Genomic DNA, 15,767 nt, shown 5'->3' on the forward strand with positions numbered 1-15,767 from the left:
CATGGCCATGAATAAAACCAGACGACGCTTTCTACAAATTATAGGAACAGCTTCTCTTTTAACACCGACATTATTAAAACAATCCTTTGCGCAGGGTAATGCAAAAGAAATACCTCTTCATAAATGGCAGGGTATTGCCCTTGGTGGGCATACTGAAATTCTTCTGCCCAAAGAAAATGGGTCAGCAGAACTCGCGAACAAAATACGTAAGGAAATAAAGCGTTTAGAAAATATCTTTAGCCTCTATATCCCCGGTTCTGAAATTAACCGCTTAAACACACAAGGCAAAATACAAAACCCTACACCAGAGCTTTATCACGTGATCTCAACAGCGCATAAGGTCTCATCCCTTACCAATGGGGCTTTTGACATAACGATACAACCCATGTGGTTACTCCATAGTGAGATGCCAAACCTGACAGACCATCAGCACCATAAAATGGTCCAATCAATCAGTGAGTTGGTTGATTATAGAAATATTGATGCTTCCCCCAAACAGATATCTTTCAAAAAACGTGGCATGGCAATTACATTAAACGGTATCGCTCAAGGCTTTATTACGGATCGCATATACCAACTTTTGGGAAATCATGGCCTGACAAACAGCCTCGTAAATATTGGCGAAATCAAAGCTTTAGGAACTCATCCCTCTGGTCGAGACTGGACTGTTGCGATAGATAATAAGGGTCAGCAACTCTCGGGAAATTCTGTTAATCTGCACGCAGGTAAAGCCATTGCTACATCAACGCCTACCGGAACAGTTCTGCGAGATGGGCATTCGCATTTACTTCCAACACACCATATAAACGCTCAAGCCCTGTACAAATCAATAAGTGTTATCGCTAATGATGCCACTAAAGCGGATGCATTATCGACAGGATTATCTTTTGTACCAGCACAAGAGTTGAACAACATGATATCAACCGAACATGGCATAGAGATTATCGCGCATACACTTACTGATGAGACAATCAGGATCTAACCAGAAGATTGGCTGAGGTTGGGGACTTCATAAACACACATCTTAGACCTTAAGCCTCGGCCATCCGTTCATCTGCCTTACGTTGTGCCTCTGCCCGTTTCGTCAAAATAGATGCTGTGATAACCCCCATCGTGACAATCAAAATTAAGATTGTCGAAAGCGCATTGATCTTTGGCGTCACACCAAGTCGAACCTGACTATAGATTTTCATTGGCAAGGTTGTCGCCCCCGGCCCCGAAGTAAAAGAGGCAATCACCAAATCATCTAAAGACAGGGTAAAAGACAGTAACCAAGCAGAAATAATAGCCGGAGCCATAATCGGTAGAGTCACCTTTATAAAGGCCTGAAAAGGCGTGCATCCCAAATCGGTTGCCGCTTCTTCCAATGAGTTGTCAAAGGTAACCATCCGCGAAGAGACCACGACAGCAGCATAACACATGGAAAAGGTAATATGGGCCATCGTGATGGTCCAAAACCCCCGATCAATGCCCATTGCCACAAAAAGCAAAAGCAGGGAAAGCCCTGTTATGACTTCAGGCATCACCAGCGGTGCATAGATCATTCCGGAAAAAAGAGTGCGTCCTCGAAAGCGTCCAGCCCGGACCATAACAACAGCGGCCAAAGTTCCAAGAATTGTCGCCATTGTAGCTGACAACAAAGCTACACGTAATGTGACTAGGGCTGCATCCAGAAAAGCTTCATCTTTAAAAAGCTCGACATACCATTTGGTCGAGAACCCCGCCCATACAGTTACAAGTCTGGACTCATTAAAGCTGAAAAAAACCAGAATAAGAATGGGCAGATAAAGAAAGACAAAACCCAGAGTAAGCGATGTGGTATTAAACCATGTAAAACGACCACTCATTGTTCTGCCTCCTGCGCACGTTCTTGCTGCTTCTGGAACAAAACAATCGGGACGATCAACAATAGCAAAAGTAATACCGCAACCGCTGAGGCAACCGGCCAATCTCGATTACTAAAGAATTCAGCCCACAGTGTCTTACCAATCATTTTGGTATTAGATCCGCCAAGAAGATCAGGGATAACGAACTCGCCAATAGCCGGAATGAAAACGAGAAAAGACCCGGCAATAATACCCGGAATAGAAAGGGGCAAGGTTACTTTCCAAAAGGCGGAGATCGCTGTACAGCCAAGATCTTGTGCCGCTTCCAAAAGAGACCCATCCATCTTTTCAAGGGAGGAATAGAGCGGAAGCACCATAAAAGGCAGGTAAGAATAGACAATACCGATATAAACGGCTGTATCTGTGTTCAATATCTGTAAAGGATCATCAACGATCCCCAAGAACATCAAAAGCTGATTAAGTAAACCTTCGGTTTTCAGAATACCGATCCAGGCATAAACCCGGATCAAAAAGCTTGTCCAAAAAGGCAGAATAATCAACATCAACAGCGTTGGTCGCCATTCAGAAGGTGCCTTGGCCATGGAATAGGCCAAGGGGTAGCCAATCAATAGCGTGAGAACTGTGGAGATAAACGCAATTCTTAAACTGGATAAATAACTCGTCCAATAGAGATCATCTTCGGTTAGCCAAATGTAATTCTCGAAGTCCAGCTCTGCCAGTAAAGCCTTAAAGCCTTCCCATCCGCTTTCAAAATCAAAGGTCGGGGTATAGGGAGGAATGGCGACAGCGATATCTGAGAACGAGATTTTCAGCACAATCCCGAAAGGTACGAGAAAGAGCAGGAACAACCAAAAATAAGGTATGCCAATAAGTAAAAAGCGCCCGAGTTTCTTATCCATGATCTCCGCCCTTAATCCAAGAGGACACCGGCGGTATTACGCCAGGATAACCAGACCTGATCTTCCCAGGTAAATTCACGGTTTGCGAGACGGCGGCGGTTTGATTCCTGTGCCTTGAAAATCATGCCATTGCTAAGCCTGACATAATAGGTCGATAGATTGCCAATATAAGCAATGTCATCAATCTGTCCCCTGATCCTGTTATCTGCATCCACAGGCTCTTCGCGCGAGACATGAACTTTCTCCGGGCGAATGGCGAAACATGCGTTTTCATTTTCGGATCGGCTTGTATTATTGGCAATAGCAATTTCGGGTTGCCCTTCGGCCCAGGATAACTTGACCCCCTCTTCCGTTCTATTACCAAGTTGGCCTTCGATAATGTTTACGTCACCGATAAAGTCGGCAACATATCGACTATTGGGGTATTCATAGATAACTTCAGGTGTTGCAACCTGCATAATCTTGCCATCGTCCATAACCGCGATACGACTGGCGACGGTCATGGCTTCTTCCTGATCATGCGTGACAATCACAAAGGTCATGCCCAATTTTTCCTGAATATCCATTAGTTCAAATTGCGTCTGTTCCCGTAGTTTTTTATCAAGCGCCCCCAAAGGTTCATCAAGTAAAAGAAGTTTAGGTTTTTTCGCAAGTGAACGCGCAAGTGCAACCCTTTGACGTTGCCCACCGGAAAGTTGATGCGGTTTGCGTTTGGCAAACTTGCGCAACTGCACTAGCGACAGCATCTCCTCAACACGTTCTTGAATAAGATTTTTGGGCCATTTATCTTGCTTCAGTCCGAAGGCAATATTGGCCTCAACCGTCATATGCGGGAAAAGAGCATAGGACTGAAACATCATATTCACTGGACGCTTATAGGGTGGAACGGTGCCAATATCATCCTCGCCAAGAGAAATAATACCTTCGCTAGGTGTTTCAAACCCGGCCAACATGCGCATCATTGTCGTCTTGCCACAGCCAGAGGGGCCGAGTAAGGCAAAGAATTCGCGCTCATAGATATCAAGGCTGATATCATCAATCGCGGTGAATGATCCGAAACGCTTGGTAACATTCTTAAATCGCACCAACGGCTTTTCATTGGGATCTTCCCAAGGTTCAAAGCGCGCGGATGGTTTTTTGGCTGATGAAATATTCATAGCACCCTCAAATAAGACTCTATACAAACAAAGCATCGCCTCAAAAATGAGGCGATGCTTTTATCTGGATTTAACTGCCGCTTTTGATCTTCGTCCACGCACGTGTAACCACACGCTGAGTTTTTGGATCATAGGGTGTCAATGTATAGAGCCCTTCCATGGTACCTGAATCAGGATAAATCGCCGGATCGCCGATAACATCTTCTTCCAGAAGCTTTTGGGAAGCGAGATTACCATTCGCGTAATAAACATAATTTGAAGCTTTCGCCATCACGTCATCACGCATGATATAGTTAATAAACTTATGTGCGTTTTCAGCGTTTGCAGCATCTGCCGGAATAGCCATCTGATCAAACCACATCAAGGCACCTTCTTTAGGGATGCTGTAATCAACAATAACGCCGTTATCTGCCTCTGTCGCTCTGTCCCGCGCGATAAGCATATCGCCAGACCACCCCACTGAAAGACAGATATCTCCATTAGCTAGGGCCGATATATTTTCAGACGAATGGAATTTCTGGACAAAGGGACGAATTGACATCAATAGCTCTTCAGCTGCCTTTAAGTCAGCTTTGTCCCGACTATCCGGGTTTTTACCAAGATAATTAAGGGCCGCAGGAATCATTTCATCCGATGCATCAAGAAGATAAACGCCGCAATCTTTGAGCTTTGCCAAGTTCTCCGGATTAAAGACTATGTCCCAACTGTCAATTCGCTCAATGCCGAGACGCTCCTTAACCATATCAACATTATAACCAATACCCGTGGTGCCCCACATATAATTCACAGAATAAACATTACCCGGGTCATATTTTTCGACGCGCTCGCTCACAACATCCCAAAGGTTGCCTTTGTTGGTCAGTTTTGATTGATCAAGTTTCTGGAAAACACCAGCCTGAATTTGGCGGGCGAGAAAAGTACCGGACGGGACGACCACATCGTAACCGGAACTACCAGCAAGAAGTTTTGTTTCCAGAACATCATTTGAATCAAAAACATCATAGACCACTTTGATCCCGGTTTCTTTTTCAAAATCCGCAAGAATTTCTTCGTCAATATAATCTGACCAGTTAAAGACATTAACCACTTCTTCCGCACTGGCTTGGGTACTCACAGCTAACCCAAGTGCCAGAACACTGGTCAGCAAACCATTTCCAATTTTTTTCACGATGTAGCCTCCGTTATGTATATGTACCCGGTAAAGTTATGTGGATATCAGTCTCATTTTTTGGATGAGTTATCAATATCCACTCCCAGTTATAACTTTCCAAGATCTTTAGCTGTCAAATCAAGACAATATTTTACTTTTTCCAACAACTCGTCAATTTCCGCCTTCGTCATGACCAATGGCGGCGAAAGAACCATCCGGTCTCCACAAGCCCTCATAATCAGGCCGTTGTTAAAACAATGATCGCGACAAATGTTACCGACTTCTGAACCATTTTCAAAGAGTTCACGGGTTTCCTTGTTTTTCACCATCACCATGCCGGCAACCAAGCCATAGCCAACAACTTCACCAATCAAAGGATGGTCTTCGAGTTCACGCAACCGCTTTTGGAAATAAGGGCCTGTTTCGTCCCGAACTCTGTCAACAATACCTTCATCGCGCATAAGGCGAATATTTTCAATTGCCACAGCACAAGACGCAGGATGACCGGAATAGGTATAACCGTGATAGAACTCGCCACTTTTTTCAATAAGACTGTCGGCGACACGATCCCCAACCATCACAGCTGAGATTGGCAGGTAACCAGATGACATACCTTTTGCCATGGACATAAGGTCAGGCTTGATACCAAAGGTCTCACTGCCGAACCAGTTTCCGGTACGACCAAATCCACAGATCACTTCATCAGCAACCAAAAGAATATCGTACTTTTCACAGATCCGTTGAATTTCTGGCCAATAGGTTTCAGGTGGAACAATCACGCCACCAGCACCTTGAATTGGCTCACCAATAAAGGCAGCAACCTTTTCCGGCCCAACTTCTAAAATACGTTCTTCCAATGCTTGTGCTGCTTTCAGTCCGAACTCTTCCGGTGTCAGGTCCCCGCCATCCTTGTACCAGTATGGTTGCATTATATGCTCGATCCCTGGCATCATAAGACCGCTTTGCTCGTGCATAGGGTCCATTCCCCCAAGAGAGGCACCAGCCACCGTACTTCCGTGATAGGCATTGTTCCTGCTGATAATCACATTTCTGTCCGGTTGTCCTTCTACCTGCCAATAACGACGAACCAGACGAATGACTGTATCAACTGCTTCAGATCCGGAGTTTGCAAAAAACACCCTGTTCAAACCTTCTGGCGTAATTTCGGCCAAAAGCTGAGACAACTCGGTCGCAGGCGCATTTGTGGTCTGAAAAAAGGTATTGTAATAGGGAAGTTCCATCATCTGACGCTGTGCAGCATCAACCAGTTCCTTACGACCGTATCCAATATTCACACACCACAGGCCCGCCATCCCGTCAAGCACACGATTGCCATCAGAATCCCACAGATAAATGCCATCAGCTTTCGTAATAACGCGGGTGCCTTTTTCATTCAGGCTCTTGGTATCTGTAAAGGGATGCAAATGGTGCGCCCGATCCAGTTCCTGCCAATATTCGGTACTTTTATTTATATGGTTCATAACACCCTCTTAACTGCCGATCTCACAAACAAGATCATGGGCTCTATACATTAAGCAACAGATGTTCGCGTTCCCACGAACTGATAACTTGATGGTAATTGTTGTATTCAACTTCTTTCGTTGCGCAGTGCGCTTCGACAAAACGATCACCCAACACATCTTTTATTGGCTTACAATCCATCAACGCTGTGATCGCATCTGATAAATACAGCGGCAAACCACGTGGTAGAACATAAGCATTATCTTCGATTTTTGCCTCGGGAGTAAGGCCTTCCGTCATCCCCAAGTACCCACAAAGTAAGCTTCCTGCAATGGCGAGATAAGGATTAACATCTGACCCGCACAAGCGGTTCTCAACACGTCGGCTCTGTGGACCGGAATTGGGAACTCTGAACCCGCAACTCCGGTTATCAATTCCCCAATGCATATTTATCGGTGATTCATCATATCCAAAACGCCGATAAGAATTCACATTCGGGGCAAAAAACGGCATTGCTGCACTGGAATAGCGTTGCAGACCTGCGATGAAGTTGCCAAATAGCTCAGTCGCATTACCGTCTGCATCACTAAAGATATTATTACCCGTTTTAGCATCGACCACAGAGTGGTGAATGTGCATTGAACTACCGGGCTCATCCTTCATTGGCTTAGCCATGAAAGTTGCATAAATATCATGAGACAAGGCCGTTTGCCGTACCGTGCGTTTGAAGAGAAAAACCTGATCGGCAAGTGACAAAGGGTCGCCATGCAGAAAGTTGATTTCAATCTGCGCAGCCCCGGCTTCGTGATTAAGTGTATCTATATCCAGCCCTTGGGCCTCACAATAATCATATACGTCTTCAAACACAGGATCGAATTCGTTCACCGCATCAATGCCGTAACACTGACGGGCGGTTTCAGGTCGCCCATTTTTACCGATGGGTGGCATCAAAGGCATATCCGGGTCAGTATTTTTTTGCACCAGATAGAATTCCAGCTCAGGAGCAATGACAGGCTCCCAACCTTTTTTCTCGTAAAGCCCCAGCACTGATCGAAGGATTTGACGGGCATAGAGGTCAACGGGTTTTCCATCGGGATAAACACAATCACAAATGACCTGGGCTGTTGGCTCTTTATACCAGGGAACAGGACGTATTGTACTGGTATCAACTTCCAGAATGACGTCATGATCAGCAATATCAACCCAAGTATCTTCTTCGGGCCATTCGCCGGTTATGGTTTGTGTAAAAATACTCTCAGGAAGACGATGTCCATTACTTCCAATGCCACGTAAGAATTTTTCAGTGGGCAAGATCTTACCGCGTGGCACGCCTGAGATATCAGGTATCATGCACTCGACTTCCGTAATCTTTCGCTCTTTACACCACTGTTCTAATTCTTCAAACGTCATAAATCACCTGTTCTATTGGATATCGGTTTCCTATACGAAATCCTGTTCTACTCACCGTCAACTCATTACCGCCTACTTGTTACCGTTGCTTGGCGCGTTCCCGGCAAGCATCCCCAAAAGCTTTAAAAATCTTGTTGGAGAACTCATTATTACTGGCGTTCCATTCCGGGTGCCACTGCACTGCCAGCGCAAATGCAGAAGCCCCGGAAACGCTGACGGCTTCAACCAGCCCATCTGGGGCATAAGCTTCAACCGTCAGCCCCTCTCCTAACCGATCAATGCCTTGAGCATGTACGGAATTAACTTTAACTGTCGGACCATTGTTTAACCCTGCCAGAATTCCGCCAGATACTAACTCAATATCGTGGGCCAGCGCGAAACGGTCTTCGATCGCTCCAGTCATATCAGCCCTGTGATCCATTTTTCCGGGTTGGTCCTGCACTTTCTGGAAAAGCGTGCCGCCAAAAACAACATTCAGCTCCTGATATCCTCGGCAGATCGCCAACATTGGGATGCCTCGTTCCAATACTTTTTTGATCAGCGGTAGTGTTGTGGCGTCTCGTGCGGGATCATGCAGAGTTCCTTCGTCGCTCTGCTCACCTGCATAGTGCCTGGGTTCAACATTTGAAGGGCTTCCCGTAAAAAGCATGCCATCCAGATGATCCAACAGAGCATCACTATCCAATTGATCACCTAATGCAGGTATCCCAACTGGGATTACTTGCGCAACATTAGCACTAGCCTCGGAATAATATCGGCTTACACTATCGTACTCATTGCCGTTCTTGGGCATACGACAGGTGGAAACACCAACAAAGGCCTTACCAATACTCATTTTCAAACTACCTTGACGCAAGTGATGATCGTTATTCTGAACAGAATGATAGTTCTCATTTAAAAAAAAGAGAACAGAAAAATTTATTTTTTTAAAAAATTAATAAGAAAATTTGCATATTATCATTTAATTACAGATAAATAACAAATGATCAATATAACGAACAGCACTTAACTTGAATCCTGAAATTCAAACAAAAGAGTTCTTTTTATTGGACATCTCTTGACAAATATAAGCACAAGATGTGCATAATCTTGAAAATTGCGTAAAATCTGGGCGATAAATAAAATGAACAATACAACCGATCATTATTCTGAACAGGCTGATTTTTTAGAGGCACATCCTGAAATTGGTTTGATTGAGCTTCTTATCGCAGATGGTAATGGCATTTTACGCGGCAAGCGTATTACACGTGATAAACTAGCATCTGTTTACAAAGAAGGTATTCTTCTTCCCGGGTCGATCTTTTGCCTCGATACGTCAGGGGCCAACGTAGAAGGTACTGGTTTGGTTTGGGCCAATGGTGATGCAGATCGTGTCTGTCATGTTGTCCCCGACACGTTAAAACCAGCTCCATGGCATAGAAAAGGCCTTGCACAGGTTCTATTGACCATGCACGAAGAAGATGGTTCCCCCTTCTTTGCGGATCCCCGTCACGTCCTCAAAGGCATTATCGATCGCTTCACCAAAATGGGCCTCAAGCCAGTTACGGCTGTTGAACTTGAATTCTACCTTATCGACAAAGATAGAACCATGGCTGGTTACCCGCAACCTCCTGTATCACCGATTTCAGGATTACGGCATGCTCAGCCCGCAGTTTACGGCATTGACGAGCTTTATGATTTTGATGACTTTCTCGACGAGGTTGCTGCAACAGCAAAAGCGCAAGGCATACCCGCCGACACCATGGTTGCGGAATATGCCCCCGGACAATATGAAGTCAACCTGCACCATGTAGATGACCCTCTCCTTGCTTGCGATCAGGCTGTGTTGCTCAAACGCCTGATCAAACACGTCGCTCAACGTCACGGTATGGAAGCGACCTTTATGGCCAAGCCCTATACACAAGAATCAGGGAACGGCACCCATATCCACGTCAGCCTGCTGGACGACGACGGGAAAAATATCTTTCAGGGTAAAGGGACAGAAGACGAAGAACGCCTGAGCGATGAAATAAAATGGGCGATGGGCGGCTTGTGTGATTCCATGGCAGAATCAATGGCACTTCTTGCCCCGAATGCGAATTCCTATCGTCGTTTTCAGTTAGGTTCTTATGCCCCCCATACTCCTTGCTGGGGGATCAATAACAGAACGGTTGCCTTGCGTATTCCCGCTGGCCATCCTGCCGCAACCCGGATTGAACACAGGTTAGCCGGCGCGGACGCCAGCCCACACCTTGTCATGTCAGCGGTTTTATCCGGTATACTCCATGGATTAGAGAATAAGATAGATCCCGGCCCCCGGATTACAGGGAATGCCTATGAGGAAAAAGAAGCAACGCTGCCTAACATATGGCCAGATGCGATAGATATCTTTGAAAAGGCAGAGATATTGCCAAAATACATGGGCAAAGAATTCTGTAACGTCTTTAGCATTTGCAGAAAAACCGAACGAGAGCGCTTCAACAGCCATATATCCCCTGTCGAATTTGATTGGTACCTGAGGAGCGTTTGATAATGAACGATCAGGACTACACAAATTCCTATTATACAGCGAGTATGAACCAAAGCCATGATCGCCCAGAAATAACCGGAGAACATAGCTGCGATGTTTGCGTCATCGGCGGAGGCATGACCGGAACGTCAGCCGCGCTACACCTTGCTGAACGCGGGTATAAAGTTATCTTACTCGAGGCCAGTAAAATTTCATGGGGCGCGTCCGGGCGCAGCGGCGGCCAAATGATTATTGGCTACAATCAATCTTATCAAGACATAAAAAAGATGGTCGGTAAGGATGATGCCAGCAAACTTTGGAAAATGGGTGAAGAGGCCATGTCTCTTGCCAAAAATCAGATCAAGAAACACGCCATAGATTGCGATCTGGCATCCGGGCATTACCACGTCAGCACCAAACAACGTCATGTCGGAGAATTGGAAGAATATCTCGAGGATTTAGAATCAGCAGGTTACACAGGCTGTAAACTTCTTGATAAAAGCGAAATTCGCCAAAAAATTGACAGCGATAAATATCTATCAGGTATGTATGACCCAAATGGTGGTCACCTGCATCCCCTCAACTACACATTGGGATTGGCTGATGCCGCCAAAAAATCTGGCGCCACTCTCTACGAACACAGCCGCGTCATAAACATTGAGCACGAAAAATCACCAAGGGTCTATACGGATAAAGGTGTTGTGAACTGCAAACACGTTGCGCTTTGCACGAATGCCTACCTCGACGGTCTTGATAAAAAGCTAGACAACAAGATTATGCCCGTCGGCACTTATATTCTTGCCACAGAACCCCTATCAAAAGAAGAGGCCGCAAAGCTTATTCCAGATAACGCTGCGGTTGCCGATATTCTTTTTGTCCTCAACTACTACCGATTATCGGGCGATAGACGTATGCTTTTTGGTGGTGAGGTCAACTATTCAGGTAAAGCCCCGTCGGATATCGGTAAAATCATGCAAAAAACCATGCTTGAATATTTCCCTCAACTTGCATCAAAAAAAATCGATTATGCATGGGGTGGAAATGTCGCCATTACCGTCAACCGCCTTCCCCATTTTGGTAAACTGGCCGAAAGCACTTACTTTGCCCATGGCTTTTCAGGTCATGGCGTTGTCTTGACAGGGTTGGCAGGAAAACTGATCGCCGAAGCTATTGCAGGATCGGAAGAACGCTTTGATGTATTCAGCCGTATTCCGCATCAATCATTTCCTGGCGGGCGCTTATTAAGAACCCCTGCTCTGGTTTTGGCTATGGCTTATTATCGCCTAAGAGACCTACTATAGAGAAAATCCATTGAACGAGATAACTATTGAACGAGGTGAAACAGAACAGATGTCAGCCAGTGTTGGAAAACGCCTAAAAGCACTCCGCGCCATGCATGGCCTTTCACAGCGGGAACTTGCCCGACGTGCAGGCGTTACCAACAGCGCAATCTCTATGATTGAACAGGATCGCGTTAGCCCGTCTATCGACTCGCTAACAAAAGTACTTGCTGGCTTTCCGGTCACCATGATCGAATTTTTCTCAATGGAGCCTGAGCAGGAAGAAAAGATCTTCTACGCCGAAGATGAATTGGTCGAAATGTCCGATGGCACTATGTCAGTTCGTCTGGTTGGCGCAGCCAAAAAAGATCGTAAAATGCGTGTATTACATGAAAAATATCCGCCCCATGGCGATACTGGTGAAAAGATGATCGTTCAAGAAGGTGAAGAAGCAGGCGTTATTATTCGCGGACAACTTGAGATCACTGTTGGTAATGAAATCAAAGTCCTCAATGCCGGTGAAGCCTATTACTTTAACACAGAAATTCCTCACCGCTTTCGAAACCCCGGGGACGAGGAATGCGAAGTCGTGAGTGCAGCGACACCTCCATCTTTCTAAAACCCAACCTGCTATATTTTACAACAAGATAGAAGATCGTTCTGGAGACACAACATGACCGATATATCCGGTATCAATTCCGAAGGTGATAACGCCTTTATGGCCAAAAGCCTACTGGGTACAGATGTTGAACCCATGTATTCCGGTGCAAATTCCTTTATGCGTCGTAAATACACCCGTGATCTTCGCGACGCAGATGTCGCCATCTCGGGCATCCCCTACGACTGTGCGACCACCGGTCGTTCAGGTACTCGGTTGGGCCCACAAGCTGTCAGAAAAGCCTCTGCCAACCTTGCCTGGGCACCGCATTTTCCTTCCGGGCTTGATGTGTTCGAAACCTTGGCCGTGGCAGATTACGGTGATCTGGTTTTTGATCCCGGCGAGCCAATGACCGTTCCCGATGCCATCGAAGCCCACGCAAAAGCAATTCTGGACACAAACACAGCGATGCTAACACTGGGCGGTGACCATTTTGTCACCTACCCCATCCTTAAGGCGCACGCAGAAAAACACGGGCAACTCGCCTTGATCCAGATCGATGCCCATTCTGATACCTGGGAAGAAGATCAACAACGAATTGATCACGGCACGATGTTTTATCATGCTGCCAAACAGGGAATTATTGACCCCGCGTCTTCTGCACAGGTCGGCATCCGCACCCACAATGACAAAACCCATGGCTTCAATATCATTCACGCCCCATGGGTCCATGAAAAAGGTCCTGAAGCTGTCGTTGCTGAGATCAAGCGTATCGTTGGCGATAGAAAGGCCTACCTCACGTTCGACATTGATAGCCTGGACCCCGCCTTTGCACCTGGTACAGGAACACCAGTAAGTGGAGGCTTAACCCCACATCAGGCCCTGACAATACTTAGAGGCCTAGAAGGCATTAACATTGTCGGCGCCGATGTGGTCGAAGTATCCCCTGCCTATGATGTCAGCGACATTACCGCCCTTGCTGGCGCGACCATGGCTTTTGAAATGCTCTACCTGATGGCGGTACAAAAACAGAAAAAAGGATAAGAGCGCCCACAAATAAAACCAACAGAACAAGGGCACTCCACACGAAGTGCCCTTGTTTTTTATCAATCTTTCGCCAATGTCAGTTTCAGCGAAATCTCATTCGTTGGTTCATGGCAATAGCGATCAACTTCGACAAAGCCATAGAGATCGTAAAACCGTCGACCCACTTTGTTTTTCTCAAAGACCTCTACACTCAGAGAACCTTTCAACTTCACCACATGATTAACCAAAGCCCGGCCAAACCCCTTGCCATGAAATACCGGATCAAGGAACAACGCCCCAATTTTATCATCGATGAGGGAAATGAAACCAACAGGATTTTGATCAAAAACCAAAACCCAGGTTTCAGCATTGGGAAGGTAAATATTCGGCATATCTTTGGCGACCTGGGCGACAAATTCATCGCTCAGGAATGGATGACCAACTTTGTTTGCTTCGAACCAAATTTTAATTAGTGCTGCCGTATCGGCAATTTCGTACTTTCTAATCATAACAACATACTTCTTTCTAGCTTTACTGATTTATCTGTTGTCCAGTTGAGATCTAACGGACCGTATACCTAATCGTGTAATTCGATAGGGCTGTCCTTTTTGAGATTTCACAAAAGACCGCTTCCTCAGACGCTGAAAAACGCGATAGTTACAATCAGCAAGCACATGACCATCCCGCGTATAACAAATTACCTTTGTAATTTTGCCATTTTCACCACGCTCATAGTGGATAGCCCCACCCTGAGCGAGAACGTGTAAAACACGCTGTTCATACTTTGAAATATTCAATGGATTTTCGTTTTATGTGAGTACAGAAAAGGTATCGCTCAGCGCATAGCTTGAACGTTACAACCGTTTCAAATGTTCCCGAGGTTCAGGAACTAGCGGATTACCGCAATCTCTAACATAAAATCTCCGTAGGGCCTGTGCGGACAAAAAGATTGCACAGGCAAAGTATATCTAACAAAATCGATGTTTGCGAACAAGGTAGAAAACTTCATACATACCAAAATAAAAAAGGCGGTTATGAAAAATCATATCCGCCAGGAACAAAAACATCTCAACAAACATAAATTAGATAAATGAAATGCTTAATGCCTTTTGAAGTCCTTGTCGATTAGACATTAAGTCTTCCAAAGTATAACGAGACAGAACATCAAAAAAGGCGATAACAGCTTCGCCCAAAATCCCCTGCAAACGGCAATAGCCATCAATCTGGCAGCAACCTTTTTCTTTATCAAAACATTCGACAATATCCAGGTTGTCTTCCATATCCCGGACCACATCCCCCAGATTTATTTCTGCCGGAGACCGCGCAAGCAGCATGCCACCTTTTTTGCCGCGAATAGTTTTGAGATACCCGTCCTGAGAGAGTTGATTAACAACTTTCATCAAATGGTTACGCGAAATGTCATAGCGTTCTGAAATTTCAGTAATCGTCGTTAACTCATCACCTTTTAGTCCAACAAAAATCAGAACACGTAGTGAATAGTCAGTATAGGTCGTAAGTCTCATTTCAGGCCAAACATCTCAAGCAACAGGTATTTCAACAAACATACAGTTAATATAAACACAAAATAGGGTCGCGCCATACGGAAAACAATAGGACAGGATGACGCTACCAAAATCAGGGCAATCTTAATCAAGAAAAGATATCACGCGCCGTGTCTAACCACCCAAGTCCAGATTTGGTGTCTGCCTTGGGCGTATATTCACACCCAATCCAGCCTTCGTATTTGGCCTTTAGCAATTCAGAGAATATCCAGCCATAGTTTATTTCTCCATCAGATGGCTCATGCCGGTCCGGCACACCTGCGATCTGAATGTGCCCCACATAGTCCATTTGATGGCGGATCAACACGGAAAGATCACCCTCCATAATCTGGGCGTGATACAGATCCATCTGTAGCTTGAGGTTCGGTGCGGCGATATGATCAATAATCTTTCGCGCCTGCGCTTGATGTGACAAAAGATATCCGGGGAAAGCCCTTGTATTCAAAGGCTCAATCAAGACCATAACATTTGCTGCCCTCGCCTGCTCGCAAGCATAAGCCAGATTTGCAAGATAAACTTCGAAACAGGCTTCCAACGTCTCACCTTCGGGGCAGATACCTGCCATAACGTGCAACTTGCGACAGTTTAAATGCTCGGCATATTCCAACGCCAGCTCAACACTTAGCTGAAACTCGCCTTCCCGGCTAGGCAAAGCAGCAATCCCGCGCTCACCCTTTTCCCAATTACCAGCGGGAAGATTAAACAACACCTGCTCTAGACCTGTATCGTCCAGCCTCGCCTTTAAATCTTGTTTTGAGTATTCATAGGGAAACAGGAACTCAACACCCTCAAAGCCAGCCTCCCGTGCAGCTTTAAAGCGATCAAGAAAGGAAACTTCTGTAAAAAGCATGCTGAGATTAGCTGCGAAACGATACATAGTATTAGCCTT

The 15,767-nt window shown here is 45.6% G+C and carries 16 protein-coding genes; 5 read left to right on the forward strand and 11 right to left on the reverse strand.

What is annotated here, in order from left to right:
• Positions 1–7 precede the first annotated feature (7 nt).
• On the forward strand, positions 8–982 hold the full coding sequence (locus tag BKB51_RS00250; protein WP_158090097.1) for an FAD:protein FMN transferase: 975 nt from the start codon (positions 8–10) through the stop codon (positions 980–982).
• 49 nt (positions 983–1,031) lie between these two features.
• Here the strand turns inward: BKB51_RS00250 and BKB51_RS00255 are convergent, their stop codons facing one another.
• The 7 genes from BKB51_RS00255 to BKB51_RS00285 all read right to left on the reverse strand — a co-directional run bounded on the left by BKB51_RS00255 (position 1,032) and on the right by BKB51_RS00285 (position 8,759).
• On the reverse strand, positions 1,032–1,847 hold the full coding sequence (locus BKB51_RS00255) for an ABC transporter permease subunit (protein ID WP_085899103.1): 816 nt from the start codon (positions 1,845–1,847) through the stop codon (positions 1,032–1,034).
• Positions 1,844–2,746 carry an ABC transporter permease subunit gene (locus tag BKB51_RS00260; RefSeq protein WP_085899104.1) on the reverse strand — a complete coding sequence of 301 codons (903 nt, stop codon included), beginning with the start codon at positions 2,744–2,746 and terminating at the stop codon, positions 1,844–1,846. The genes BKB51_RS00255 and BKB51_RS00260 overlap by 4 nt, the downstream gene beginning before the upstream one ends.
• A gap of 11 nt (positions 2,747–2,757) precedes the next feature.
• Entirely contained in the window at positions 2,758–3,903 is a 1,146-nt protein-coding gene (locus BKB51_RS00265; RefSeq protein ID WP_085899105.1) for an ABC transporter ATP-binding protein, read from the reverse strand.
• Positions 3,904–3,973: 70 nt separating this feature from the next.
• Complete coding sequence (locus BKB51_RS00270; protein ID WP_085899106.1) at positions 3,974–5,071, reverse strand: polyamine ABC transporter substrate-binding protein; 1,098 nt, start codon at positions 5,069–5,071, stop codon at positions 3,974–3,976.
• 89 nt (positions 5,072–5,160) lie between these two features.
• Positions 5,161–6,534, reverse strand: a complete 1,374-nt coding sequence (locus tag BKB51_RS00275; protein ID WP_085899107.1) for an aspartate aminotransferase family protein — start codon at positions 6,532–6,534, stop codon at positions 5,161–5,163.
• Positions 6,535–6,577: 43 nt separating this feature from the next.
• Positions 6,578–7,924 (reverse strand): glutamine synthetase family protein, encoded by a 1,347-nt coding sequence (locus BKB51_RS00280; protein ID WP_085899108.1) that lies wholly within the window; start codon positions 7,922–7,924, stop codon positions 6,578–6,580.
• A gap of 79 nt (positions 7,925–8,003) precedes the next feature.
• Positions 8,004–8,759, reverse strand: coding sequence for a gamma-glutamyl-gamma-aminobutyrate hydrolase family protein (locus BKB51_RS00285; protein WP_085899109.1), 756 nt, complete (start codon positions 8,757–8,759; stop codon positions 8,004–8,006).
• Between the two features lie 288 nt (positions 8,760–9,047).
• On the opposite strand from BKB51_RS00285, the gene BKB51_RS00290 reads away from it, so the two are divergent.
• The 4 genes from BKB51_RS00290 to speB are packed head-to-tail and all read left to right on the forward strand — an operon-like array spanning position 9,048 to position 13,334.
• Entirely contained in the window at positions 9,048–10,433 is a 1,386-nt protein-coding gene (locus BKB51_RS00290) for a glutamine synthetase family protein (RefSeq protein WP_085899110.1), read from the forward strand.
• A gap of 2 nt (positions 10,434–10,435) precedes the next feature.
• Positions 10,436–11,713 (forward strand): NAD(P)/FAD-dependent oxidoreductase, encoded by a 1,278-nt coding sequence (locus tag BKB51_RS00295; protein WP_085899111.1) that lies wholly within the window; start codon positions 10,436–10,438, stop codon positions 11,711–11,713.
• A 49-nt stretch (positions 11,714–11,762) separates the two neighbouring features.
• Positions 11,763–12,311, forward strand: a complete 549-nt coding sequence (locus BKB51_RS00300) for a cupin domain-containing protein (protein WP_085900149.1) — start codon at positions 11,763–11,765, stop codon at positions 12,309–12,311.
• Between the two features lie 54 nt (positions 12,312–12,365).
• Positions 12,366–13,334, forward strand: a complete 969-nt coding sequence (gene speB, locus BKB51_RS00305) for an agmatinase (protein WP_085899112.1) — start codon at positions 12,366–12,368, stop codon at positions 13,332–13,334.
• Between the two features lie 62 nt (positions 13,335–13,396).
• On the opposite strand, the gene BKB51_RS00310 is transcribed toward speB, so the two are convergent.
• From BKB51_RS00310 to otnI, 4 genes are all read right to left on the reverse strand, one after another.
• Entirely contained in the window at positions 13,397–13,825 is a 429-nt protein-coding gene (locus BKB51_RS00310) for a GNAT family N-acetyltransferase (protein ID WP_085899113.1), read from the reverse strand.
• Between the two features lie 30 nt (positions 13,826–13,855).
• On the reverse strand, positions 13,856–14,113 hold the full coding sequence (locus BKB51_RS00315) for a YjhX family toxin (RefSeq protein WP_085899114.1): 258 nt from the start codon (positions 14,111–14,113) through the stop codon (positions 13,856–13,858).
• A 285-nt stretch (positions 14,114–14,398) separates the two neighbouring features.
• Complete coding sequence (locus BKB51_RS00320) at positions 14,399–14,839, reverse strand: Rrf2 family transcriptional regulator (protein ID WP_085899115.1); 441 nt, start codon at positions 14,837–14,839, stop codon at positions 14,399–14,401.
• Between the two features lie 127 nt (positions 14,840–14,966).
• The gene (gene otnI, locus BKB51_RS00325) at positions 14,967–15,755 is read right to left on the reverse strand and encodes a 2-oxo-tetronate isomerase (RefSeq protein WP_085899116.1); all 789 of its coding nucleotides are present in this window, start codon (positions 15,753–15,755) and stop codon (positions 14,967–14,969) included.
• Between the last annotated feature and the right edge of the window lie 12 nt (positions 15,756–15,767).

It is taken from the genome of Kiloniella majae, from assembly GCF_002118315.1.
Lineage (GTDB): Bacteria > Pseudomonadota > Alphaproteobacteria > Kiloniellales > Kiloniellaceae > Kiloniella > Kiloniella majae.

Coding starts and splice junctions, on each gene's coding strand:
- BKB51_RS00300 (WP_085900149.1), top strand. CDS start 11,763: ATGTCAGCCAGTGTTGGAAAACGCCTAAAAGCACTCCGCGCCATGCAT.
- speB (WP_085899112.1), top strand. CDS start 12,366: ATGACCGATATATCCGGTATCAATTCCGAAGGTGATAACGCCTTTATG.
- BKB51_RS00310 (WP_085899113.1), bottom strand. CDS start 13,825: ATGATTAGAAAGTACGAAATTGCCGATACGGCAGCACTAATTAAAATT.
- BKB51_RS00265 (WP_085899105.1), bottom strand. CDS start 3,903: ATGAATATTTCATCAGCCAAAAAACCATCCGCGCGCTTTGAACCTTGG.
- BKB51_RS00260 (WP_085899104.1), bottom strand. CDS start 2,746: ATGGATAAGAAACTCGGGCGCTTTTTACTTATTGGCATACCTTATTTT.
- BKB51_RS00255 (WP_085899103.1), bottom strand. CDS start 1,847: ATGAGTGGTCGTTTTACATGGTTTAATACCACATCGCTTACTCTGGGT.
- BKB51_RS00280 (WP_085899108.1), bottom strand. CDS start 7,924: ATGACGTTTGAAGAATTAGAACAGTGGTGTAAAGAGCGAAAGATTACG.
- BKB51_RS00285 (WP_085899109.1), bottom strand. CDS start 8,759: ATGAGTATTGGTAAGGCCTTTGTTGGTGTTTCCACCTGTCGTATGCCC.
- otnI (WP_085899116.1), bottom strand. CDS start 15,755: ATGTATCGTTTCGCAGCTAATCTCAGCATGCTTTTTACAGAAGTTTCC.
- BKB51_RS00250 (WP_158090097.1), top strand. CDS start 8: ATGAATAAAACCAGACGACGCTTTCTACAAATTATAGGAACAGCTTCT.
- BKB51_RS00320 (WP_085899115.1), bottom strand. CDS start 14,839: ATGAGACTTACGACCTATACTGACTATTCACTACGTGTTCTGATTTTT.
- BKB51_RS00275 (WP_085899107.1), bottom strand. CDS start 6,534: ATGAACCATATAAATAAAAGTACCGAATATTGGCAGGAACTGGATCGG.
- BKB51_RS00295 (WP_085899111.1), top strand. CDS start 10,436: ATGAACGATCAGGACTACACAAATTCCTATTATACAGCGAGTATGAAC.
- BKB51_RS00290 (WP_085899110.1), top strand. CDS start 9,048: ATGAACAATACAACCGATCATTATTCTGAACAGGCTGATTTTTTAGAG.